Raw genomic sequence first — 22,471 nt, 5'->3', positions numbered from 1 at the left:
GTCAGTCCTCGCTCTGTGGATGGCGGATGAAAGCCACCGCGATCAGCGCGGCGAAAAGCACGAACAGCAGCGCCGCATGGAGCAGGGCGGTCATGTCCATCAGGGCGGAGAGCACGATCAGAATGGCCACGGTCGTGGTTCCTGAAAGCTGGACCGCGAGGATGCGATCCGCCCGGGTCGGGCCGATGTAGATCCGAACCAGCCCGAGCGCGAACAGGCCCAGCAGCACAACGGTGGTGGCGGTCAGAAACAGGGTCATGCGGCCGCCTCACGCAGCTCTTCGCCGAAGATCGCGGCAATGGCCCGCTCCACGCGCGGGATCCCGTCAGCCATGGCAGGGGTGAGCACGTGCGCGCGCATGACGCCGTTATGCATGTCGACGCAGAGCGTGCCCGGGGTGAGGCTGACGGTGATCAGCAGCAGCGACTGACCCGCTGGCGTCCGCAGCGACACGGGGTAGTCGTGCCAGTCCGCATTCAGGGGCATGGACGGGCGCATTGCGCGCCAGGCCACGTCGGCTCCGCCCACCAGCGACTGCTGAATGAACAGAGCCAGAAACCGGATGATGGCCAGCGGGCGGGGCTGGTGCAGCAGGCCCGGTGCCAGCCATGCACTGATGATACCCCCGGCGACGGCGGCCACTGCCGCGTAGCCCGGGCCACGGCCACCGCTCAGAAGGAGCCAGAACGCGAACAGGCCCACCGTGACTGCCAGTGCCCAGGAAGTACGGTTTGCCCGATCAGTCAACGGTGGTCACCCAGTGGTTGTATCGATGGAGTTCGATGCGCACGCAGTCGGGGTTGTAACAGCATTGCATGGGGGCGGGCAACCGCTGCTGCTCGGCCGGTGGCGTGATTCCGTCCGCTGCCCGGCCGCGTTATGATGCGGCGCACCCTTGCAACACCGGTGATCCGCCATGTCCGCACGCGATCAGTCCCTGACGACCGACCAGAAAGCCCTCACCATCAACCTCGACAAGTTCAAGTACGGCTCCATCGTCGAGATCGGCGCGGGGCAGGAAGTCGCGCGGCGGTTCTTCAATGTGGGTGCCGCCGCCGGCACTATTGCCAAGACCATGTCCGCCTACGATATGGCGGTGAGTGATGACATCTACGGCAACGTGGACCGCTACGTTAGCCGCGCGCGTCTGGAGCAGATGCTGGACAAGGAGTACCAGCAGGTGGTGAACCGACTCACCGGCGTGCGGCCGCGGAACACCGCGTTCTTCGCCTATGCCGCCACGGTCACCGCCCGCAGCTTCAAGCAGCAGAACGAGTGCCACGGGTGGATCGGGATTCGCGCCCAGCTCCACCCCGGGGCCGAGCCGAGCGACATCGTGCTGCACGTGCGCATGCTGGATCAGGACAATGCCCAGCAGGCCGAGGCCCTCGGCATTCTCGGCGTCAATCTCATCTACGGGGCGTACTTCTACCACAACCGCCCGGAGTGGATCGTGGAGAGCCTGAGTGACGAACTCGGGTCGGATCGGATCGAGGTGGATCTCATCCACTTCTCCGGCCCCTACTTCGAGGACGTGGACAACCGCCGCATGAACCTCCACCTGATCCGGAGCTGGCTCACCCGCGCGGTGGTGATCAACCCGGAAGGGCGGGTGCAGGTCCCCGGCGAACTGTTCTTCCGCCAGTCGGTGCTGGTGATCCGGGGGCTGTTCAAGCCGGTCACCCGCGTGAATGCGGACATGATGCAGTCCGGCCAGCAGCAGTTCCGCCAGCTGGAGGCCGTGGACGACAGCAGCATGGTCTCGCTGGCGGAGATCACCATGAGTTCACCCACCGGTGGCGAGATCACCGATGACGCCGACTTCCTGGATCGCGCCGATCTGCTGGCCTCGCTCGGATACACGGTGATGGTCTCCGACTACGTGCGGTTCTTCCGCCTGCGCGCCTACCTTCGCCGGTACACCCGCAAACCCATCGGGATCGTGCTCAGCGTGCGCGATTTCACCACGCTGTTCGACGAGAAGTACTACGACGGCGTCGAGGGGGGCATTCTGGAAGCGTTCGGCAAGCTGTTCCCCGACAACACTCAGGTCTACGTCTATCCGTCGCGGCGGCCGGGCGAGGCCGAGACCACGACGCTTCACAACGTACAGGTGCCCGACCATCTCCGGAATCTGCTGGCGCACCTGGTGGAGAACGGTAAGCTGCGCGCCATCGAGCCCTGCGACGACAGCCACCTGCACATCGACGCCGCCGACGTGCTCGCCGACCTGCGCGCCGACCGCGGTGACTGGGCCCGGGCCGTACCGGAGCCGGTGGCCGAGGTGATCCGGGAGCGGCGGCTGCTGGGCTATGACAGCGAATAGCCGCTGATTTTCAACGCCCTGGCACGGGAGCTGTTCTTCCGTCCGAACCGCTCCGGCCCTGACGCTGCGGGGCGCTGCATGGTAGTGTCTCCGCCATTGCGAGAGGCGCCACTAGCGCGCCGGACACAAGTTCAAAGGAGGCAAACAATGACTTGGACCGTGTATCTCTCCGGTGAAATCCATACCGACTGGCGCGAGCAGATCGAAACTGGCGCCCGCGAACTGGACCTGCCGGTGCGCTTCACCTCCGCGGTGACGGACCACGACGCCAGCGACGCCGCCGGTGACGTGCTGGGTGAGGAGAGCAGCGGATTCTGGCGCGATCACAAGTCCGCCAAGGTCAACGCCATCCGCACCCAGACCCTGATTCAGGACGCCGACCTGGTCGTGGTGCGTTTCGGCGACAGGTACAAGCAGTGGAATGCCGCGTTTGATGCCGGCTTCTGCGCCGCGCTGGGCAAGCCCTACATCACCCTGCATGGGGAAGAGATCATCCACCCGCTGAAGGAGGTAGACGCATCCGCCATGGCCTGGGCGCAGACGCCCGAGCAGATCGTCGAGATCCTGCGCTACGTGATCACCAAAAAGTAGTGGCATGGCGGCAGGCGCCTTGGATGGCGGACGATTCGCGGTAGCATGGGCGGGTCCGCCATTCACTCCGTCGAGAGGCGCTCGTGACCGAACACTGCCGCGTGGAGTACGACGCCGACGGTATTGCCTGGCTCACGCTGGATGTGGCCGGAGAGGCCACCAATACCGTTCCCATGGCCGTTCTGGCCGAGCTCTCCGAACTGCTGGATGACATCGCCGCCAGGCCCGACCTGCGCGGGATGGTGCTGCGTTCGGCCAAACCGTCCGGCTTCGTGGCCGGCGCCAGCAACGACGAACTGGCCGCCATGGGCGACCTGGATCGCGTGGCATCGCTGATCGATCTCGGGCAGACGGTGACCACCCGCCTGTATGGCCTCAAGGTGCCCACGGTCGCGGCCATCCACGGCCACTGCCTGGGGAGTGGGCTGGAGCTGGCGCTGGGCTGCCGGTATCGCGTTGCTGACGAGGGCGCCGCCACCAGCCTCGGGCTGCCGGACGTACGGCTCGGCCTGCATCCCTGTTACGGGGCAACGGCGCGCCTGCCCTCGGTGGTCGGCTCCTGGCGGGCGCTGGAGTTGATGACCTCCGGGCGCTCCGTGGATGCGGCCGCGGCAAAGCAGCTCGGCCTCATTGATGCCGCCGTGCCCGCAGAGTCGCTGGCGGATACGGCACGAGACTTCATTGCCCGCGATCCCGGGCGTCACCGGCCGCGCATCTGGTCGCAGATGGTGCGCTTCGGCCCGGCGCGGTGGATCACCTATCGCTATCTCGATGCCCAGTTGCAGCGTCAGGCGCGCCCGGAGAACTTCCCGGCGACCTACGCGATTCTGCGCCTGTGGCGGCGCGCGGCGGGCCGCCGCCTGCGCGAGCGCGTCCGGGCCGAGCGCGAGTCGCTGCTGGCGTTGATCCGCAAACCCAGCGCCCTGAATCTGGTCCGCACCTATCTGCTGCAGGACCGGCTCCGGCGCGAGGCCCGCCAGCTCGATGTGACGGTGCCGCAGGTGATCCACGTCATCGGTTGTGGCGCGATTGGCGCGGGGCTCGCCGCCGTTCTGGCAGCCCACGGACGGCAGGTGACCGTGCATGAAGAGAACGAGTCCGCGCTGGAAGGCCTGCATCAGCGCGCGGAGACGGTCTTCCAGCAACGGCTCGCCGATCCCGCACTTCTGGAGGAGGCGCGCGGGCGCCTCCAGGTTGCGTCCGGGGTGGACACCATGGCCGAAGCCGATATGGTCATCGAGGCCATCGACGAGGATGCCGAGGCCAAACGGGTGCTCTACGCGGCCCTGGAAGAGGTGCTGGCGCCGGATGCGGTGATTGCCACGACCACCACCACGCTGATGATCGACGATCTGGCGTCGGAGATGCGCCATCCCGAGCGCCTGACCGGGTTTCACTGCTTTCATCCCGTGGAGCGCATGACCATGGTCGAGGTGGTGAGCGGCTCCGGCACTGGAGAGTCCGCCCTGGCCCGCACACAGGCCCTGGCCGCCGCCCTGGACAAGCTGCCGCTGCGGGTGCGCAGCGCACCGGGTTTCATCGTCAACCGGTTGAAACTGCCGTATATGCTCAAGGCCGCCGGGATCTACGAGCGTGCCCGCCGGGAGGTCATAGACGGCGCCGCGCTGGATTTCGGCATGCCGATCGGCCCTCTGGAAATGGCCGACGCCATCGGGCTGGACGTCTGTATCGCCATGGCCGAGGCGCTGGGTCGCACGGTCCCGGACAAGCTGCGCGAGCTGGTGGACGCAGGCCACACGGGAATGGCGTCAGGCAAGGGGTTCCATGACTGGAAACACGGCCGCCGCGTCAGCGCAAGTGTTCCGCCCGGCGGTGAGCAGGACTTTCCGAGCCTGGCCCGCGAACTGATCAACCCCATCGTCGAGGAAGCGGTCCGCTGCAGCGAGGAGGGGCTGGTGGCCGACGACGACATGGTGGATGTCGCCGCCCTGTTCGGAGCCGGTTTTCCGGCCTATACTGGCGGCCCGCTGACGCTGCGGCGAGTGTGGGGCATGGACACGCCGCTGTACACGCCCCGCAAACGCCGCAATACGTTGTAGTCGCTTCGGCTTATAGCCGGAATTGGTGCGTGATCTGCCGCAGCTTCTCGGCCAGCTGCGACATGGACTCGCTGGCCTCGGTGGACTGCACCACGCTGCGGGCATTGTCGTCCGCCACCTGGGTGATGTTGTGGATATTCTCGTTGATCTCCTTGGCCGTGGCGCTCTGTTCCTCGGCGGCGCTGGCAATCTGCTGAATCATCTCGTTGATGTTCGCCACCGCCCCGGTGATGCGCCCCAGTGACTCGCCGGCGTGTTCGGCCTGACCCACGCTCTCCGTGGCGTACTCCCGGCTCTGCTGCATCGACTGCTCGGCCCGGCCCGCGCTGGCCTGGACCTGCTCGATGATGCTCTGGATCTCGTTGGTGGAGTCCTTGGTCCGAGTTGCCAGGGAGCGTACTTCGTCGGCCACCACGGCGAAGCCGCGGCCGTGATCACCGGCCCGCGCCGCCTCGATCGCGGCGTTGAGGGCCAGCAGGTTGGTCTGTTCAGCGACGTCCTCGATCACCTGCAGCACGGTGCCGACGTTATCGCTCTCCTGCTTCAGGGTGGCCATCATGTCGGCAGTCTCGCCGATCTGGCCCGACAGGGTGTTCATGGCCGTCATGGTCTTCGTGACCACCTCGTGGCCCTCGTGGGCCTCGCTGGAGGTATTGTTGGCACCGTCGGCGGCGGACTGGCTGTTCCTGGCCACTTCCTCCACCGTCGCGGTCATCTCGGTCATGGCCGTTGCCGCGCTGGAGAGCTGATCCCGCTGCTCCTGGATGCCCCTGTCCGTCTCCTGGTTCACCTGCGTCAGCTCGGTGGCCGCGGAGGCCACTTCGTCGGCGTAGTTGGACATCTCGCGGATCATCGTCCGCAGGTTCTCCTGCATGTTGGCGATGGACGCCAGCAGGCTGTCAGTATCGCCGGGCCGCAACTCGATGGGCGTCGCCATGTCGCCGTCGGCGACCCGGTGGACCGCCTGGGCTGCGTACCTGGGCTCGCCGCCCAGCGGGCGGGTGATGGAGCGGACGATGCCGAGGCTCGCCAGGATGGAGATGATGAGGATCACCGTGGCAATAGCCGAGAGAATCCAGAAGATCCGCCGGACTTCGGCGAGCGCCTCGGTCTCTGGAACCTCCATCACGAGCCCCCAGTCAAGCAGCGGAATGGGGCTGTAGCTGCCGGCGACCTGTTGCCCGGCGGCATTGGGGTAGACGCCGACACCGCTTTCGCCCGCGTCGAGCCCCCGTACCGCTTCGGTGTCGACCTGCGAGCCGACACCGTCGATGGAGGGCGCGTTGGTCACCGCTTCGCCGTTGCCGTCCACCAGATAGACCTCGAACGCGCGGTCGTCGGCCATGTCCTCCACCTGCTCGACGATGGTGTCGAGCTGGACGGCCCCGCGCATGACGCCGACCACCTGGCCGTTGTTGCGGATGGGAATAACCACGTTGCTGACACGGTTGCCGGTGGCCCGGGATACCAACGGCTCGGAGAAGACGTCGTCACCACCGATGGCGGCCTGGAACCAGGCCCGGTCCGCCACATGGAAGTCGTGGGCCTCGTCGGCGGAGAGGACCTCCGCCTGCCCGTCGTAGGCCACGCCGGAGATGCCGTGACCGTCCTCGCCCACCACGAAGATGGTGTCGTAGTGCCCCTGGCTTTCGGCGATCCGCTCCAGCAGATGGTTCAGGGCGTCCACGTCCAGCTCTTCGGCGGGGCTCAGGCTGGCGAGGTAACGCATCTCGTCCTGCCGCGCGGTGAGCCAGTCCATGAACGCCTGGGTGTTGGCATCACCCGTGCCGTAGAGATCGTTCAGAACCGCTTCGGTCTGCGAGTCGCGGTACTGCACGTAGACCAGGCTGGTAATCAGCACGATGGATACCAGCACCAGTGAGACGATCATGACCGTCAAACGCCCCGCAAACCCCAGCCTGGCGGCCAGCCCGCCCGACGTTACTTGCTTCATGATTGCACCCTCGATAGCGCCGCATTGGTACGAACGGCATTGTTTCTCATTGTGTGGATGAATTGTAACGACGTTACGAGCGGGAAGTTGACAGGCAGGTCACAAAAGAGAACTGAGATTTGTGAGGCACTTCACGAAGGCGGGGAAAGCGGCCCGCCCGAAAGGGCGGGCGGACCTATTCGCTTCACTTGACGGTGAGCACGCTCCCGTCGAACAGCTGCTGCACCTTGTGCGACACGCTTCCTAGCAGCAGGCCGCTGAGATTGCCTAGGCCGCGGGACCCCATGACGACCATGTCCGCGTTGTGGGCTTTGGCCGCCTCCAGCAGCACCCGCGCCGGGTCGCCTTCGTGGTAGGACGTCTCCACCTTCGTGGCACCGGCTGCGGTTGCGGCCGTCCTGGCTTTCTCCAGGAGTTTCTCGGCGATGTCTTCCAGTGCCGCCACCGGCACCTGGTAGTCCACCGACGCGCCGCCCATGGTCATCGGGGGCACCGACGGAATGGGTTCCGACGACAGTTCGGCGATGGCGGGGGGGATGTGGCCCCGGAGCAGCGCGTGAACGATGGCGAGATCCGCGTCGAAACGGCTTGCGAGCGTCGCTGCCATGGTGACGGCCTTGTCCGAGTGTTCGGAGCCGTCGATGGCAACGAGGATACGATTGATCATGGGCTGGTCCCTCCTGTTCAGGCTCGGGGCAGCATAGGGCCGCCCATTGATTTGGGTCAACCGTTCGGCACGGCTGCTCAGCCGGATACGGCGACGGCCAGGACGGCAAGCCAGAACAGCAGCGTCACGCTAACGACCGCCAGGGTAACGGGGACGTGGCCGGGCTTCTGGGTGAAGCGGAGCAGCAGCAGTTTGCGGGCGTCGTACGCCTTGATGCCGTTGTGCCCCTTCTTATACCGGGTCTCCAGTGCGTCCGGGGTGGCCTCGGGCATCTCGTCCATTACGGCTTGCAGCGCATCCATGGCAGTCGGGGAGAACGCCGGTGGTTGGAGGTGGAAAGTGCGTTCGCCATCCCCGTGCCGGGTCAGGAACAGCAGGCTGTCGCCCTCCCGGCGGGCGTGGAGCAGCTCCGCTGCAGCGTTGTGAGGCAGCTCGCCGTTGTCGAAGCGGCCGGTGATCCGCAGTGCGCCGCCGGTGGCCGGCTTCTCCACCCGGAACGAGCGCGGTGCGCCATAGCGACCCTTGATCCAGGCAACGCCCGTGAGCAGTGTGGCAATGGCCAGCAGCGTGACCCATCCGGGTAACCCCAGGTGCAGTATCCCGAATCCCGCCAGCAGTGTGACGCTGAAGCCGGCGGCCGTGGTGGCGATGTTGATGAGCGGGCGGTCGAGGGTTCCCTCGGCAACGAGCAGCGTGCGGCGCAACGTGGTCTCTCCTGTCTCCGGTCCGTGAGTCAGTCGGCGCCGTCGTCGCCATCGCGGCGGGCGGCCGGCCGACTGTAGTGCGGCCCATACTCCGGATCGGGCGGGCTGATCGCAAGCAGGTCAGCCACCGTGGCATCCGGGGCGGTGAGTGACGTCGCCAGCACGCGGAATATCTCGCCACAGACCAGCGCGTCGCCGCGGGCGTTGTGGCGGTCGGTGACCGTGACGCCGCAGGCCTCGGCGACATCGTCGAGAGAGAACACGCTGTGGCGTCCCGTCCACGCCTGGAACAGCACCATGGTGTTGAGGGCGGGGAAGGGCAGTTGGCAGTGGAGGTGACGGAGTGTGGCCCGGTTGAGAAAACGCAGGTCGAAGCCGATGTGGTGGCCGACCAGCAATGCGCCGTCCAGGAACGCCACGATGTCGTCGAGCACCCGCTCCAGGGATGGCGCGTCCACCACATCCGCGTCGCCGAGGCCGTGGATGGCGGTGGTCTCCGGCGGGATCGGGCGGCCCGGGTGAATCAGGGAGCAGAATTCGCGCCCGGTGGGCACCAGCCCGTGATATTCGATCAGTGCGATCTCCACCAGGCCGTCGCCGGCATAGGGCTGCATGCCGGTGGTCTCTGTATCCAGGACAACAATGCGTGCGTCATTGACGGGCGTGGCGAGCAACGCGTCCCGGTCGAAGCCCAGGCAGCAGTTCCTGGAAGCACGTCGCCGCGGCGACAGCGGGCGATGGAATGATCGCCGCAGACGGGCGCCAACGAGTTCCGACAACGCCTGGAGTTCCTGCTTGAGCTGCCGGAATGACATCAGTTCATGATTACGCCGAACGAGTACTGCAGTCTCTCCCGCATGCGCCGGGTGGCGCGCAGTGACACCCGCAGGCGCTCCCGGTCATGGCTGGAGAGGCGCTCCATGCGCAGCAGTGGATCGGGCGTCTCGCCGCGCTCGATCTGGTCGAGCTGATGGGTGAGCAGGAGATCCTGCAACTCTTCGAACGCGATGCGCATGCTCTCCGCGAAATCGGGGTCGAACACGCCGAGCCGTCGCAGGGAGGCGAGTCGTTCCAGGGTCTTGCAGCGGCTGATGGATTCCTTGAGTGCGAATACGCGCATGGCGTCAACGATGATGCGCAGCCCCGTGCGTTTGATGTCGATCACCTGGCTGCCGCGGTGGCTGGTGGTCACCAGCCGGTTGAAGAAACTCAGCGGCTGCGCGATCTTTGCATCGTCACTGACCATCATGCGGAACAGCATCTTGCCCCGGTCGTCCACCAGTTGCTCGTTGAGGTGGGTGCGCAGCCGCGAGGTGAGGCTGTCGTCGCCGTACAGCGTGGTGAAGTCGAGCATGATGTTGGCGAGGCGCGCCTCACGCCGGCCCGGATTGTCCACCAGGTTGGTGAGCTTGTCCTTCCAGTCGCTCAGGGTGCGCCGGTAGTCGGGGTTGCGGGCCATGACATCGCCGGGGCAGAGACGGTAGCCGATCTGGTCCAGGGCCGGATTGAGGCGCTCGGAGAATTCCCGGAACCAGTCCAGGCCCGAATCATCGACCCGGTCGTCGATGATCAGGCCGTTGTCCTGATCCGGCCGCAACAGCATCTCGCCGCGCCCGCCCGAGCCCATGACGATCACCGCAAAGCGCGCGGGCGGCCGGCCGTGCCCGTCCTGCACCATGTTGCCGATGGTGAGCTCCACCAGCCGGTGCTGCAGGGCCAGATGCATTTCCGTGAGCGCGCGCACGGCGGTGCCAGCACTGCGGTGCGCCGTGTGGACGGCCGCTGCGGCAACGTGGATCTTGCGGCGCAGGGTCACCAGTGTCTCGATGTCCGGCGCGGTCTTGATCTCGCTGTCCAGGGTGTACGGCGGCTTCGCCAGTGCCTGGATCAGCCCGGTCTCGGACATCAGTCCGACCGGGACATTGTCGTGATCCACCACCACCACGTCCCGCACCCGGTGCCGGCGCTGGATCTCCTCCACCTGCCACAGTGGCGTGTCGGGTGTGACCGAGAACGCCCCGTCCGCCTCGATGGCGTGGACGCTGTCGTCCGGTGACGCCTCGCCATTGACCATGGCCATGAGCAGCCGCGTGGGTGTGAGCATCCCGGTGAGTCGGCCAGCCTGATCCACGAGGCCGAGGCTGCCGATCTCACGGTCGGCGAGCGTGCGGGCGGCGTCGGCCACCGTATCCGTGCTGCCGCAGGTGGGGAGTCCGCTGCTCATGAACTGCCGCACGGGACGGGCGAGGGTGCCGCGTACGGTTTCCCGCACCTGCCGCGCCTTGCGCATGCGCGATGCCAGGGCGCGGTTGATGGCTTCGAAGAACGGCGTGGATTCCTGTTCGAGTCGCTGCACCGTGGCGCCTGGCAGGGCCAGCAGCCGGCAGTCGGAGACGGCGTGAGCGGTGGAGCGGTAATTGTCGCCGTCCAGATAGCTGGCCAGACCGATGACATCACCGGGCTCCGCGGTGCGCAGGTCGCCGCTGGCGGCCGTCTGTTCCAGTGTGCCTTCCAGGTGGATGTAGATGCACTTGCGGTAGGCGTCGCCGGAGCGGAACAGATAACGCCCTGCACCGAGATGCATCTCTTCCCCGGCCGACAGCATCGTCTCGATGGTCTCCGGCTCCAGGGCCTGCCACATACTGGCCGCGGCAATCCGTTGTTGGTCCGTCAGATCGGCTACTGGGGGTGTCATTCCGTGGTCCCGCTCACGCGTGCTGTTGATGGCGGGAAATTATCACAAAAAAAGCCCCGCGGGGCGGGGCTTTTTCGGTGCTTCAGGTGAGGCTTGTCAGGCGGTGCCTGGCCGGTAGTTCGGCGCCTCTCTTGCCATGGCGTAGAGGGTGCAACCCGCCATAGCCAAAAGTACGAAGGCAAACGGGAAGCCGAGTGTGATCGCGCCCGCCTGTAGCGCCGCAAGACCGCCGCTCAGCAGCAGTGCGATGGCGACGAGGCCCTCGAAAATGGCCCAGAAGGAGCGCTGCACCACAGGTGCGTCGGTTTTGCCGCCGGCGCTGATGGTGTCGATCACCAGCGACCCGGAGTCCGACGAGGTCACGAAGAAGATCATCACCAGGAAGATCGCCACCGACGACGTCAGGAACGTCAGCGGCAGACCTTCGAGCATGCCGAACAGCACCATGGTGTCGTCGTAGCTCTCGACCACATACTGGTAGACCCCCTCGAAGCCGTCCACCACGTACTGTTCGATGGCGTAGCCGCCCATGATGTTCATCCAAATCACCGTAGCGACCACCGGCACGATGAGCACGCAGGTGATGAACTCACGCACCGTGCGGCCGTAGGAGACCCGGGCGATGAACATGCCCACGAACGGCGCCCATGAGGTCCACCACGCCCAGTAGAACACCGTCCAGCCGTGCATGAAGCCTTCGTCCTCACGGCCGATGGGATTGCTGAGCGGGATCAGGTTGGTCAGGTAATGCCCGATACTGGTGACGCTGTTCGCCAGGATACTGACCGTGGAGCCCGCCACCAGAATGAACGCGCCGAGCAGAGCAAACAGGATCATGTTCAGGGCACTGAGGCGGCGCACACCGCCGTGAATCCCCAGCAGAATGGATACGAGCGCGATGGCAGTGATCACCAGGATCAGCATAACCACTGTGGCGTTACCTTCGGGGAAACCCCAAACATGAGACATGCCGGCCGCCGCTTGTTCGGCACCGTAGCCCAGAGACGTGGCCAGACCGAACATGGTTGCAAACACGGCCATGATGTCGATGAAGTGCCCGGGCCAGCCCCACACGCGATCACCCAAGATCGGGAAGAAGGCCGAGCGGATGGTCAGGGGCAGACCATAGTTGAAGCTGAAGAACGCCAGCGATACGGCCACGACAGCGTAAATCGCCCATGGGTGGAAACCCCAGTGGAAAATGGTTGCGGCCATGGCAAGTTCGCGGGCCCCTTCTTCGCCACCTTCAACGCCGAACGGCGGGTTGAAATAGTGGAAGAATGGTTCCAGCACACCAAAGAACATCAGGCCGATGCCCATACCTGCCGCAAAGAGCATTCCGAACCAGGCCAGCCGAGTAAACTCCGGCGTGGCTGATGCTCCGCCAAGTCGGATCCGGCCCATGGGCGTCACTAGGAGGATCAGGCAGAAGAGCACGAACAGATTGCCCGCCCCCATGTAGACCCAGTCGAACGTGCTTTCCAGATATGTGCGTACCCCGTGCAGCACCTCGTAGGTGGCGTCAGGGAAGACCATGGCTACGGCGACCGCCAGTGCGATACCCACCGCGGTAATGAAAAAAACCGGGTTGTGGAGTTCCAGCCCGAGCGGTCGGACGTTATCCTGACCGACCTCGTAGTCTGTTTCCACAGTCGGATTATAGTCGTCAGGATTCTGATTCGGATCAGTCACGACGTACTCCCCAGAGGTTATATTCGCGCTTCCGATGAGTCCGCGTGGCCGGCCCATGGGAAACGTGATTGATTGGTTGTACGAAACACTTGCATTATCTACACCCTTTTTTACTTTGATTCATCGTAGCGGTGTGGTCAAACCGGTCTGGTCTGGCAACAGGCGCTGACGCTAGGCCGAACACGCGTGCAACCGGTTGGGCCACTTCTGTACGTTAGTGTCCACATTGCGGACCGGACTGGAAGAGGCCGGCCTGCGTCTGGAGCGGCGGGCTCTGCGACTGCTTCCGGGCGACTGGGAACGATGCTCCACCGGCCGCCAGTGACGACCGCAACGGCCCGCCATCCCGTTCGCCGGGATGGCGGGGGCGTTGGTCAGTACTTGAACTTCGCCACCAGGTTCTGGAGCTGGTTGGCCAGGCGCGCCAGCTGATCGCCGGCGGTGGCGGTCTGCGTGGCGCCCTCGGCCGTCTGCTCCGAGATATCGTTGATGCTGACGATGTTGCGGTTGATCTCGTCGGCCACGGAACTCTGCTCCTCGGCGGCGGAGGCGATCTGGTCATTCATCTCGCTGATCCGGCTCACCGACTGGGTGATGGAGCCCAGGGACTCGGAGGCGTTGCCGGCCTCCTCCACGGTGCTGTGGGCCCGGCTGCGGCTGTTCTCCATGGCCTCGACCGCCTCGCGGGAACCGGACTGCAACCGCTCGATCATGGCCTGGATCTCCTGGGTGGAGTCCTGGGTTCGGCTGGCGAGGGTGCGAACCTCGTCGGCGACCACGGCGAAGCCGCGGCCGGCCTCGCCGGCCCGGGCAGCCTCGATGGCGGCGTTGAGGGCCAGCAGGTTGGTTTGATCGGCGACCTCGCGGATGACGTCGAGAACGGAGCCGATGTTATCTGTGTCGCTGCCGAGGCGGTTGATGGTCTCGGCGGCGCTCTCCACCTCCTGGGCCAGGTTGTTGATGCCGGTGATGGTGCGATCGACTACCTGGGAGCCCTGCTGGGCGCTGACGTCGGCCTCGCGGGCGGCCTCGGCGGCGCTCTCGGCGTTGCGGGCGACGTCCTGGACGGTGGCGGTCATCTCGTTCATGGCCGTGACCACCTGCTCGGTCTCCTCGCGCTGGCGCTGGGTGTTCTGGTTGGTCTCGGCGGTGATGGTGGACATCTCCTCCGCCGCCGAGGCGAGCTGCTCGGTGGAGCCGCCGACCTCGCTGACCGTCGCCTGGACCCTCTGGGCGAAGAGGTTGAAGGCGTGGGCGAGTGCGGCGATCTCGTCCTTGCCGCTCTCGTCCAGCCGCTTGGTGAGGTCGCCCTCGCCCTCGGCGATCTCGCACATGGCCTCGACGGTGTCGTTCACCGGGCGAACGATGGAGCGCCCGATGAACCAGGCGATGGCCAGGCCGGCGGCGATGGCGATGAGGCCGATGATCAGGACGCTGTTACGGGACGTGCTCATGGCTGTGGCATAGAAATCGCGGTCCATGGCGATCTCGACCACGGCGATGTGGTTGCCGTCGAAGTCCGGGATGGCACGGACCACAGTGGCGTAGCGTGTACCGTCGCGCTCGGCGCGGCGCATGACGCGCTCGCCGCCCAGCGCGGCGCGCACCGCCTCCGCATCGGTAAAGGTGTCCCCGGGGATATTGCTGGCCAGGGTGTTCATGTCGCGGTCCTCCAGGGTGTGGAGGGCCATGTTGGCACCGAACTCCTCGGTGAAGGTGTCGGCGAAGTCCTGCGCCAGGTTGAGGCCGAACTCCACTGAACCGATGTGCTCGTCTGCCGGGGAGTAGACCGGGCTCAGGCCGCGGATGCCGATGCCGAAGACGCCGCCGTCCAGCCCGCGAATCGGCTGCTGGCGCCGGTTGGTTTCGACGATGGTCGGCCGCCGGTCGGTGAGGTCGTCGCCGTAGTTGTCCAGCGCGTGCACGCGCAGGAAGGAGGTCGCCGTCGGGGTGTGGAACTGGAACTGGGCCACGCCGTGCTCCTCGCTCAGTCGCTCGAAGGCGGGGTGGAACTGGTCGACCAGGGTCTCGCGATCGCGCTCGGCGAAGGTGGCGCGGACCTCGGGCTGCTCGGCCACCAGGGCACTCATCGCTTCGGCGAAGCCGCTCTGGGTCTCGATCTGGGAGCGGACGGCGTCGTACATGCTGCGCAGTTCTCGGTCCTCGGCCTCGTCGATGATGGAGCCGATCTGGCCGAGGACCGTGGGTGTGATGATGGCGAGGGTCACCGCCAGGGTCACGGCGAAACCGATGAGGATGCGGGTTCCGATCTTCACGGAGCTGAGCATGGCGTTTGCCTTCTGGTCTGGCGAATAAATGAGCGTCGGTGGCCGCAGTTTGCGACGCGGCACGCCTGTTTATCGGACAGCGAAGCCGAACCTTGAAAAGGCGCAAATTCTGGACAGGAAGGGTTGGAAGGAATATGAACCGATTCCGACTTAATAGAATTTTGAAATACCGGGGTTGCGCGGGGTGGGCGGCGCGCTCAGGAACGACGCGCGAGCAGCACGTGGAGGGCGCCGCTCCCCCCTGGTTGCGGGGGGCGGGACTGTAGGCGAAAATCCGGGGTTGGTGGAGCAACCACTGACGGACCAGCGGGCGCAGTACCGGCGGGGCGCGAGGCGTCCGCCGCGCAGGCGGCGTATGACCGCGTGCTGGACACCGGGTTGCTGCACCGTTTCCGGCTCGTCAGTGATCCCGGGGTGACGTCGGCTCATGGGGTTTCCGCAATGACACCCTGATTTCGATGGAAAGTGACCCATGAACCGATTGTTCCGCTGGATATTGCCGGTCTTGATCCTTGCCGGTGCCTCGGGGATTGCCCTGCTGCTGGTACTGACCGGCCCGGACGTGCCCGCAGAGCCTGCCGAGGAACGAGCCTGGCCGGTTGCCACCGTGACCGCCACGGTGGCTGCCCATCGTCCCTTGGTGCGGATGCAGGGATTCCTGGAGTCGCCTCGCACTGCCGGGTTAACCGCCGCCGTGGAGGGCGACGTGGCGGAGCTGCAGGCCCGCGAGGGCGATCAGGTCGAAGAAGGCGGCGCCCTGGTGCGCCTGGACGATCGGGAGCTTCGGCTCACGCTGACGCAGCAGGAAGCCGACGTGGCCGACCTGGAAAGCCAGCGGCGAACGGAACAGCGGCGTATCGAAGGCGATCGCCAGGATCTCGCTTTGGAGCAGGAACTGGAAGCGTTGCTGGAACGGGAGGTTGAGCGGCTGCGCGACCTCTCCCGTGATCAGTACGCGTCGCCCTCGCAGCTTGAGCAGGCCGAGCAGCAGCTCAAACGTCAGCGGCTGGCGGTGGCCGAGCGCCAGTTCGCAGTGGACACCGCGCAGAACCGGCTGGACCGGCTGGATGCAGGGCTCGACCGTGCACGGGCGCTGCGCGACCGGGCCGCGCTGGATCTCAGCCGCGCCGAAGTGCGTGCGCCGTTCGCCGGTCGCGTGGCGGAGGTGGCGGTCTCTCCGGGTGACCGGGTCCGCCCGGGCGAGCCGCTGGTCACTCTCTATGACACCGAAGCACTGGAGGTGCGCGCTACTGTGCCGCGACAAGTGCTGGCGCCGCTGCGGCTCGCACTGGCCGGCTCCGGCGTGGACGCGCACGCCACCGTGGATGGCGAGACCGTGCCCGTGTCTCTGTCACGCTTCTCCGGGCGGGCCGAGCGGGGGCAAGGGGGCGTGGACGCCCTGTTCCGAGTCAACGGAGGTGGTGACGGACTCGTCCTTGGGCGGTTCGCGACACTGGAGATGACGTTGCCTCCCGAGCCCGACACGGTGCTGCTCCCATTCGAGGCCTTGTACGACGCCGGCAGGATCTACCGCGTGCGGGACGGGCGCATGGAAGCCGTGGATGTCACCCGTGTCGGTCAGGCACGCCACGACAGCGGCCGCCGTGGAGTGCTGGTGAGAGCGGCGGAGCTGGAAACCGGTGATGCCATCGTCGCCACCCAGATCCCGCAGGCAATGGATGGCCTGCGTGTGCAGGTCCTGGAGCAATAGCACGTCCATGAGCGACATACCGCGCGAATCGTGGATAGGCTGGATCGCCCGTCACCCGGTGGCGGCGAATCTGATCATGGTCCTGATGGTCGTCTCCGGGCTGTGGTCGCTGCAGCAGCTCAATACCCAGTTCTTCCCCACCTTCGAGCTGGATTTTGTCACCGTACAGGTGGAGTGGCGCGGCGCCACTGCCGAAGAGGTGGCCGACGCGGTGACGTCGCCCCTGGAGGAGGAGCTGCGTGACGTGGACGGCCTGCGCGAGCTCACCTCCACGTCGGCGGAGGGCGGCGCCACTGTGGTGCTGGAGTTCCGCGAGGGCACGGACATGGCGCAGGCGACGGAGTCGGTCAAGGACCGGGTCGCCGGTGTACGCAACCTGCCGGAGGCGGCGCGCGAGCCGACCATCAGTCGCGTGCTGCGCTATGACCCGGTTGCGCGTCTGCTGGTCAGCGGTGATCTCAACACCCGGGAGGTGCGGGAACTGAGTCGCCGGCTCGAAGAAGAGCTGCTGGAGAGCGGCGTGACTCGCGTCGAGCTCACCGGCATGGCGGAGCAGGAGATCAGCATCGACATTCCCCAGGCGACACTCACCGACCTGGGGCTGTCGTTCAGTGAACTGGCCGCGCGGGTTGATGCCCAGAGCCGCGATATCCCCGCCGGGGATGCCGGCGAGCGCGATGTGGCGCGGCAGCTCCGCGGCGTGGATCAGGCCCGCAGCGTCCGGGCCTTCGAGGAACTGGCAGTGCCCGTTGAGGGCGGGCGTTCGGTGCCGCTCGGGCTGCTAGCTGATATCAACCAGCAGGCGCGGGACAACGAGATCCAGCTGCGTTTCAACGGCCGCGATGCGGTGGAGATCCTGGTCGAGCGTGCCGAGGACGAGGACGCACTCGCCGCGGCCCGCGTGCTGGATGATTTCCTGGCGGAGCGCACACCCGCGCTGCCCGCGACGGCTAGTGTCGAGGTGTTCGACGAGTTCTGGCAGTTCATCAGCGAACGCATCGCACTCATGCTGAAAAACGGGGTGGGCGGGCTGTTGCTGGTGATCGGCGTGCTGCTGGCATTCCTCTCCGGGCGCATGGCGTTCTGGGTCACGCTGGGTATTCCCACCTCATTCCTGGCAGCGCTGACCGTGCTCTTTTTCACCGGCGGCAGCATCAACATGATGAGCCTGTTTGCCTTCATCATGGCACTGGGCATCATCGTCGATAACGCGGTGGTGGTTGGGGAGAACGCTTACAGTCGCTTCCAGGCCGGGGAGTCGGCCGATGAAGCGGCGATTCATGGTGCTCGGCGCATGTTCGCGCCAGTGATGGCCGCCTCGCTCACCACCATCGCCGCCTTCCTGCCGTTGATGATCATCGGCGGCCCCATCGGCAACATCCTGTTCGACATTCCGCTGGTGATTATCTGTGTGATCATCGCCGCCGTGGTGCAGGCGTTCTTCATCCTGCCTGGCCACCTGCGGCGCTCCTTCGAGCGCAGCCAGCGTGTCTCGCCCAATCGCTACCGCCAGCGGCTGGACGCCGCCTTCAACCGTTTCCGCGACGGCGCGTTCAGGCGGGCCGTCACCGCCTCGGTGCACCATCGCTGGGCGACCATTGCCGCGCCCATTGCGCTGTTGATCGTCGCGTTCGCGCTGGTGCCCGGCGGACGGCTGGCTTTCACGTTCTTCCCGTCGGTGGAGGGCGAGACTCTGCAGGCGAACGTGAGCTTCGCGCCGGGCACCCCACGTTCGCGTGTGGAGGCGTATCTGGACGAGCTGGAGGCGTCGCTGAGGAAGACGGCAGAGGAGGCCGGTGGCGACGTGTTGCATACCTACGTGGGTCGGACCGGTAGCACCATTGCCAGTGATCCGCAGGACAGGCGTGTCGGTGAGCACTACGGCGGTGTCTTCGTGGAGTTGTCGCCGCCGGATCAGCGGGAGATCCGCAACCGTGCGTTCATTCGTGCCTGGGAAGACAATGCCCCTGGCGCGCCGGGGCTGGAGGACCTGGTGATCCGCGAGCGGGGGCAGGGCCCGCCCGGGGCGGACATCGACGTGCGCATCACCGGCGCGCCGGCGGAGCAACTCAAGGCCGCCTCCATGGCCGTGCAGAACGATCTGCGCCAGCGACCGGGGGTCTCCGGCATTGCCGATGATCTGCCCTATGGGCCGGAACAATGGATCTACCGGCTCAACGATCAGGGCCGGGCACTGGGGCTCAATGCGGCGGATCTGAGCGCCCAGCTGGGCGATGCGTACGCCGGCGTGCTCACGCAGCTGTTCCAGCAGGGGCGTGACGAAGTGGAAGTGTGGGTTCGGCTGCATCCGGAGGACCGGCACGACCTCGCCAGTCTGGAAGACCTGCGCGTGCAGACGCCGGACGGGAACACCGTGCCCCTTGTGAACGTGGCCGACCTGGAGACCCGGCGCGGCTTCTCATCGCTGCGCCACTTCGACGGCAGGCTGGCGGTGCGGCCCACGGCGGACGTGGACGCCCAGGTGGCCAACGCCAACCGTATTCGTGCCGACCTGGAAGAGAACCTGCTGCCGGAGCTGCGGGAGCGCTACGGCGTGCAGACCGCCTTCGAGGGGCAGGCGGCCGATCAGGAGGAGACCCTGGCGGACATGCGCGCCGGGTTGATTCTCGCCATGGCGCTGATCTACCTGGTGCTGGCGTTCGTGTTCGCGTCCTACGGTTGGCCGCTGCTGGTCATGGCGGTGATCCCGTTCGGCATCGTCGGTGCGTTCTTCGGTCACTGGCTGTTCGGCCTCGACCTCACGATTCTGTCGCTGTTCGGTCTGTTCGGCCTCTCTGGCATCGTCGTGAACAACAGCATCATCCTGGTCACGTTCTACCGCGAGATCCGCGACCGCAATCCCGCTGCGCCGGTGGAGGACGCATTGATCGAGGCGTCCCGGCTGCGGCTGCGTCCCGTGCTGGTGACCACGCTGACCACCATCGGCGGGCTGACGCCGCTGCTGTTCGAGACCTCCGTGCAGGCGCAGTTCCTGATCCCCATGGCGATCGCCATCGCCTTCGGCCTGGCCATCGCCTCGCTCATCGTGCTGTTCCTGGTGCCGGCCATGCTGGCGGTCTACGAGAATGCGGCGCGGCATGTGACACGTCGAATGAATAATCATTTTGGTTATAACGATAGAACTTGATGGTATAATGAGCCGTCACTGAGTTGTCATTGTTTCCGGAATCGAGGAGTCACCATGACGGTTGATTGGGCGGCATTCACACCGTGGTCGGCGCTGGCCGGCGGCGTGTTGATCGGGCTGGCCGCGGCGCTGTTCATTCTGTTGAACGGCCGTGTTGCCGGTATCAGCGGTATTGTTGGCGGGCTGCTTGCCCCGCAGCGGGGCGATGTGGGTTGGCGGCTGGCGTTCATCGCCGGCATGGTCGGCGCCCCGCTGGTCTGGCTGGCCACCACCAGCTTGCCGGAGATCCGGATCGAGGCGGGGTACCCAATGCTGATTCTGGCCGGGCTTGTGGTGGGTATCAGCACCCGCTACGGCGCCGGCTGCACCAGCGGTCACGGGGTCTGTGGTATCTCGCGTCTGTCACCGCGGTCGCTGCTGGCGACCGTCGCGTTCATGGCCACCGGCTTTGCGACGGTGTTCGTGATCCGCCACGTGATCGGAGGGTAACCGGGATGCGTACACTCTTATCTGCCTTTGTTGTTGGTCTGATCTTCGGCGTCGGTCTGCTGGTGTCCGGCATGGCCAACCCGCAGAAGGTTCTTGGGTTTCTTGATCTGGCTGGTGCGTGGGACCCGTCCCTGGCGCTGGTCATGGTTGGCGCCATCGGCGCTGCGTTCATCGCCTTCCGTGTCGCCGCGGGGCGCCGCGAATCCCTGCTTGGTGAGCCCATGCGCCTGCCTGCCCGGGCGGACATCGACGGTCGGCTGTTGTTCGGTGCGTTGGGCTTCGGGGTCGGCTGGGGCATGGCCGGTTTCTGCCCCGGCCCGGCGGTGGTGGCCCTGGGTGCTGGTGAAGCCAAAGCGCTGGTGTTCGTGGCCTCCATGGTCGCCGGCATGGGTGTGTTTGAACTGATCGAGCGGAAACGCCGCGCATGACCAAGCTGTTGCCGGGTTGGGTTCGCCGGTACCGGCGTGATCTGCTACCCGGCGACCTGCTGGCCGCCGTGGTGGTGACCATGCTGCTGGTGCCCCAGGGGCTTGCCTATGCTGCCCTGGCGGGCCTGCCCCCGCAGCTTGGTCTGTACGCCAGTGTCACGCCGCTGCTGGCCTACGCCGTGTTCGGCTCGTCCATGGTGTTGTCCGTGGGGCCGGTGGCGGTGGCGTCGCTGATGACCGCCTCGGCGCTGACGCCCCTGGCCGATCCCGGGAGCCCTGAGTACATCGCTGGCGCGGTGCTGCTGGCGTTCCTCTCCGGCATCATGTTGTTCGTTTTCGGCCTGCTGCGCCTGGGGAACCTGGCGCGGCTCATGAGCCATCCGGTGATCAGCGGCTTCATCTCCGGCGCGGCACTGCTCATTATCGTAGGGCAGCTGCGGCCACTGCTTGGTGTGGACGCCGACGGGCAGAGCGCACTGGCCCTGGTTGTCGGGCTGGTGCGCTCGATGCCGGACGTGGACCCGCTTACGGCGGCGATCGGGGTTGGTGTACTGAGTGCCCTGTTGGCCGCCCGTATCTACCTGCCCGGCCTGCTGCGTCGCCTGGGCGTGTCGCCACCAATGGCCGCCCTGGGTTCCAGGCTCGCCCCCATGGGGGCCGTTATCGGCGTCTCCGCACTGGTCGCGGTGGCCGGGCTGGAGCACCGGCTCGATGTGGTGGGCGCGCTGCCCGCCGGTCTGCCGCAACTGGTGTTGCCCGCCCTGGATCCGGCCCTGATCACGCCGCTGCTGCTGCCCGCCCTGATCATTGGCCTCATCGGTTTTGTCGAGAGCGTGGCCATCGCCCAGGCGTTCGCGCGGCAGCGCGGGCAGCGGATTGATCCCGATGCCGAGCTGCGCGGGCTAGGCGCGGCCAACGTGGTTAGCGCGCTGTCCGGCGCGTTCCCGGTGACCGGTGGTTTCTCGCGCACCGCCGTCAATGCCGAGGGCGGGGCGCGGACGCCACTGGCGGGGATTATTGCTGCGGCGCTGATTGCCCTGGTGCTGGTTTTCGCAACCGGGCTCTTTCGGGCGCTGCCCATGACGGTGCTGGCGGCGGTCATCATCATTGCGGCGGTCGGTCTGGTGGACGTCGCGGCCCTGCGGCGCGTCTGGCGGCATGACCGCATGGAGGGGCTTGCCTTCGCCGGCACGGCGCTGGGCGTGCTGGTGGTGGGGGTCGAGGCAGGTGTGCTGTTCGGTGTAACGCTGTCGCTGATCACCCTGATCTGGCGGGCCAGTCACCCCCATGTGGCCGTGGTCGGCCGGGTTCCCGGGACTGAACATTTTCGCAATGTCTGCCGCCACCGGGTTGAGACGGATGGGCGCGTACTGCTGGTGCGCATCGACGAGAACCTGTTTTTCGGTAATGCCGAAGTGGTGCAGCAACAGATCGAGACCCTCGTAGCACGCGACCCGCAGCCCGAGCACCTGGTGCTGGTGATGACGTCCGTCAGCCATGTGGACGCCACGGCGCTGGATATGCTCGAGGCGCTCGATGCCGGACTGGAACGGCAGGGCATCCGCCTGCACCTGGCCGAGGTCAAGGGGCCGGTAATGGACGGCCTGAGCGGCGGGCCGCTCATGGAACGGCTGCGGGGGGAGGTCTTTCTGTCGGTGAATGAGGCGTTCGAAACACTGGCCGAACCGGAGCGGAACCAGTAGGTTTGTGGCTGACCA

General features: G+C 66.2%; 17 protein-coding genes. 8 read left to right on the top strand and 9 right to left on the bottom strand.

The features are described from left to right. Nucleotide 1 precedes the first annotated feature (1 nt). Together ACNSTU_RS04425 and ACNSTU_RS04420 are read right to left on the bottom strand one after the other, a co-directional pair. Nucleotides 2–259 (bottom strand): monovalent cation/H+ antiporter complex subunit F, encoded by a 258-nt coding sequence (locus ACNSTU_RS04425; protein WP_290634049.1) that lies wholly within the window; start codon nucleotides 257–259, stop codon nucleotides 2–4. Then, on the bottom strand, nucleotides 256–747 hold the full coding sequence (locus ACNSTU_RS04420; RefSeq protein ID WP_290634047.1) for a Na+/H+ antiporter subunit E: 492 nt from the start codon (nucleotides 745–747) through the stop codon (nucleotides 256–258). Before ACNSTU_RS04420 ends, ACNSTU_RS04425 begins: the two co-directional genes overlap by 4 nt. A gap of 169 nt (nucleotides 748–916) precedes the next feature. Between ACNSTU_RS04420 and ACNSTU_RS04415 the strand changes: the two genes are divergently transcribed. The 3 genes from ACNSTU_RS04415 (at nucleotide 917) to ACNSTU_RS04405 (ending at nucleotide 4,977) form a co-directional block, all read left to right on the top strand. Continuing rightward, on the top strand, nucleotides 917–2,326 hold the full coding sequence (locus ACNSTU_RS04415) for a hypothetical protein (RefSeq protein WP_290634045.1): 1,410 nt from the start codon (nucleotides 917–919) through the stop codon (nucleotides 2,324–2,326). Between the two features lie 147 nt (nucleotides 2,327–2,473). After that, a complete protein-coding gene (locus ACNSTU_RS04410; protein ID WP_290634043.1) occupies nucleotides 2,474–2,917 on the top strand; it encodes a YtoQ family protein in 444 nt (147 codons plus the stop codon). Nucleotides 2,918–3,000: 83 nt separating this feature from the next. Beyond that, complete coding sequence (locus ACNSTU_RS04405) at nucleotides 3,001–4,977, top strand: 3-hydroxyacyl-CoA dehydrogenase NAD-binding domain-containing protein (RefSeq protein ID WP_418212118.1); 1,977 nt, start codon at nucleotides 3,001–3,003, stop codon at nucleotides 4,975–4,977. A 10-nt stretch (nucleotides 4,978–4,987) separates the two neighbouring features. On the opposite strand, the gene ACNSTU_RS04400 is transcribed toward ACNSTU_RS04405, so the two are convergent. The 7 genes from ACNSTU_RS04400 to ACNSTU_RS04370 all read right to left on the bottom strand — a co-directional run bounded on the left by ACNSTU_RS04400 (nucleotide 4,988) and on the right by ACNSTU_RS04370 (nucleotide 14,977). Next, complete coding sequence (locus ACNSTU_RS04400; protein WP_418212117.1) at nucleotides 4,988–6,931, bottom strand: methyl-accepting chemotaxis protein; 1,944 nt, start codon at nucleotides 6,929–6,931, stop codon at nucleotides 4,988–4,990. A gap of 184 nt (nucleotides 6,932–7,115) precedes the next feature. After that, on the bottom strand, nucleotides 7,116–7,598 hold the full coding sequence (locus tag ACNSTU_RS04395; protein ID WP_290637207.1) for a universal stress protein: 483 nt from the start codon (nucleotides 7,596–7,598) through the stop codon (nucleotides 7,116–7,118). A gap of 77 nt (nucleotides 7,599–7,675) precedes the next feature. Further along, complete coding sequence (locus tag ACNSTU_RS04390) at nucleotides 7,676–8,302, bottom strand: hypothetical protein (protein WP_290637209.1); 627 nt, start codon at nucleotides 8,300–8,302, stop codon at nucleotides 7,676–7,678. A gap of 29 nt (nucleotides 8,303–8,331) precedes the next feature. After that, the gene (locus ACNSTU_RS04385) at nucleotides 8,332–9,117 is read right to left on the bottom strand and encodes a PolC-type DNA polymerase III (RefSeq protein ID WP_290631373.1); all 786 of its coding nucleotides are present in this window, start codon (nucleotides 9,115–9,117) and stop codon (nucleotides 8,332–8,334) included. Beyond that, nucleotides 9,117–10,997 (bottom strand): DUF294 nucleotidyltransferase-like domain-containing protein, encoded by a 1,881-nt coding sequence (locus tag ACNSTU_RS04380; RefSeq protein ID WP_290631371.1) that lies wholly within the window; start codon nucleotides 10,995–10,997, stop codon nucleotides 9,117–9,119. Before ACNSTU_RS04380 ends, ACNSTU_RS04385 begins: the two co-directional genes overlap by 1 nt. A gap of 96 nt (nucleotides 10,998–11,093) precedes the next feature. Next, entirely contained in the window at nucleotides 11,094–12,689 is a 1,596-nt protein-coding gene (locus tag ACNSTU_RS04375) for a BCCT family transporter (RefSeq protein ID WP_418212116.1), read from the bottom strand. A 374-nt stretch (nucleotides 12,690–13,063) separates the two neighbouring features. Next, nucleotides 13,064–14,977, bottom strand: coding sequence for a methyl-accepting chemotaxis protein (locus ACNSTU_RS04370; RefSeq protein ID WP_290631367.1), 1,914 nt, complete (start codon nucleotides 14,975–14,977; stop codon nucleotides 13,064–13,066). A gap of 472 nt (nucleotides 14,978–15,449) precedes the next feature. Between ACNSTU_RS04370 and ACNSTU_RS04365 the strand changes: the two genes are divergently transcribed. Genes ACNSTU_RS04365 through ACNSTU_RS04345 form a run of 5 tightly spaced genes read left to right on the top strand, consistent with a single transcriptional unit; the run spans nucleotide 15,450 to nucleotide 22,456 of the window. Beyond that, complete coding sequence (locus ACNSTU_RS04365; protein WP_290631365.1) at nucleotides 15,450–16,688, top strand: efflux RND transporter periplasmic adaptor subunit; 1,239 nt, start codon at nucleotides 15,450–15,452, stop codon at nucleotides 16,686–16,688. A 7-nt stretch (nucleotides 16,689–16,695) separates the two neighbouring features. Continuing rightward, entirely contained in the window at nucleotides 16,696–19,836 is a 3,141-nt protein-coding gene (locus ACNSTU_RS04360) for an efflux RND transporter permease subunit (protein WP_290631363.1), read from the top strand. Between the two features lie 54 nt (nucleotides 19,837–19,890). Beyond that, a complete protein-coding gene (locus ACNSTU_RS04355; RefSeq protein WP_290631361.1) occupies nucleotides 19,891–20,325 on the top strand; it encodes a YeeE/YedE family protein in 435 nt (144 codons plus the stop codon). Nucleotides 20,326–20,330: 5 nt separating this feature from the next. After that, entirely contained in the window at nucleotides 20,331–20,753 is a 423-nt protein-coding gene (locus tag ACNSTU_RS04350; RefSeq protein WP_290631359.1) for a DUF6691 family protein, read from the top strand. Next, entirely contained in the window at nucleotides 20,750–22,456 is a 1,707-nt protein-coding gene (locus ACNSTU_RS04345; RefSeq protein ID WP_290631357.1) for a SulP family inorganic anion transporter, read from the top strand. Before ACNSTU_RS04350 ends, ACNSTU_RS04345 begins: the two co-directional genes overlap by 4 nt. Nucleotides 22,457–22,471 lie beyond the last annotated feature (15 nt).

The sequence above is a fragment of the Aquisalimonas sp. APHAB1-3 genome (assembly GCF_048323695.1).
Classification (GTDB): Bacteria; Pseudomonadota; Gammaproteobacteria; order Nitrococcales; family Aquisalimonadaceae; genus Aquisalimonas.
Note: the sequence above shows the minus strand (reverse complement) of the source record. Positions and strands in the feature narration are given on the sequence as shown.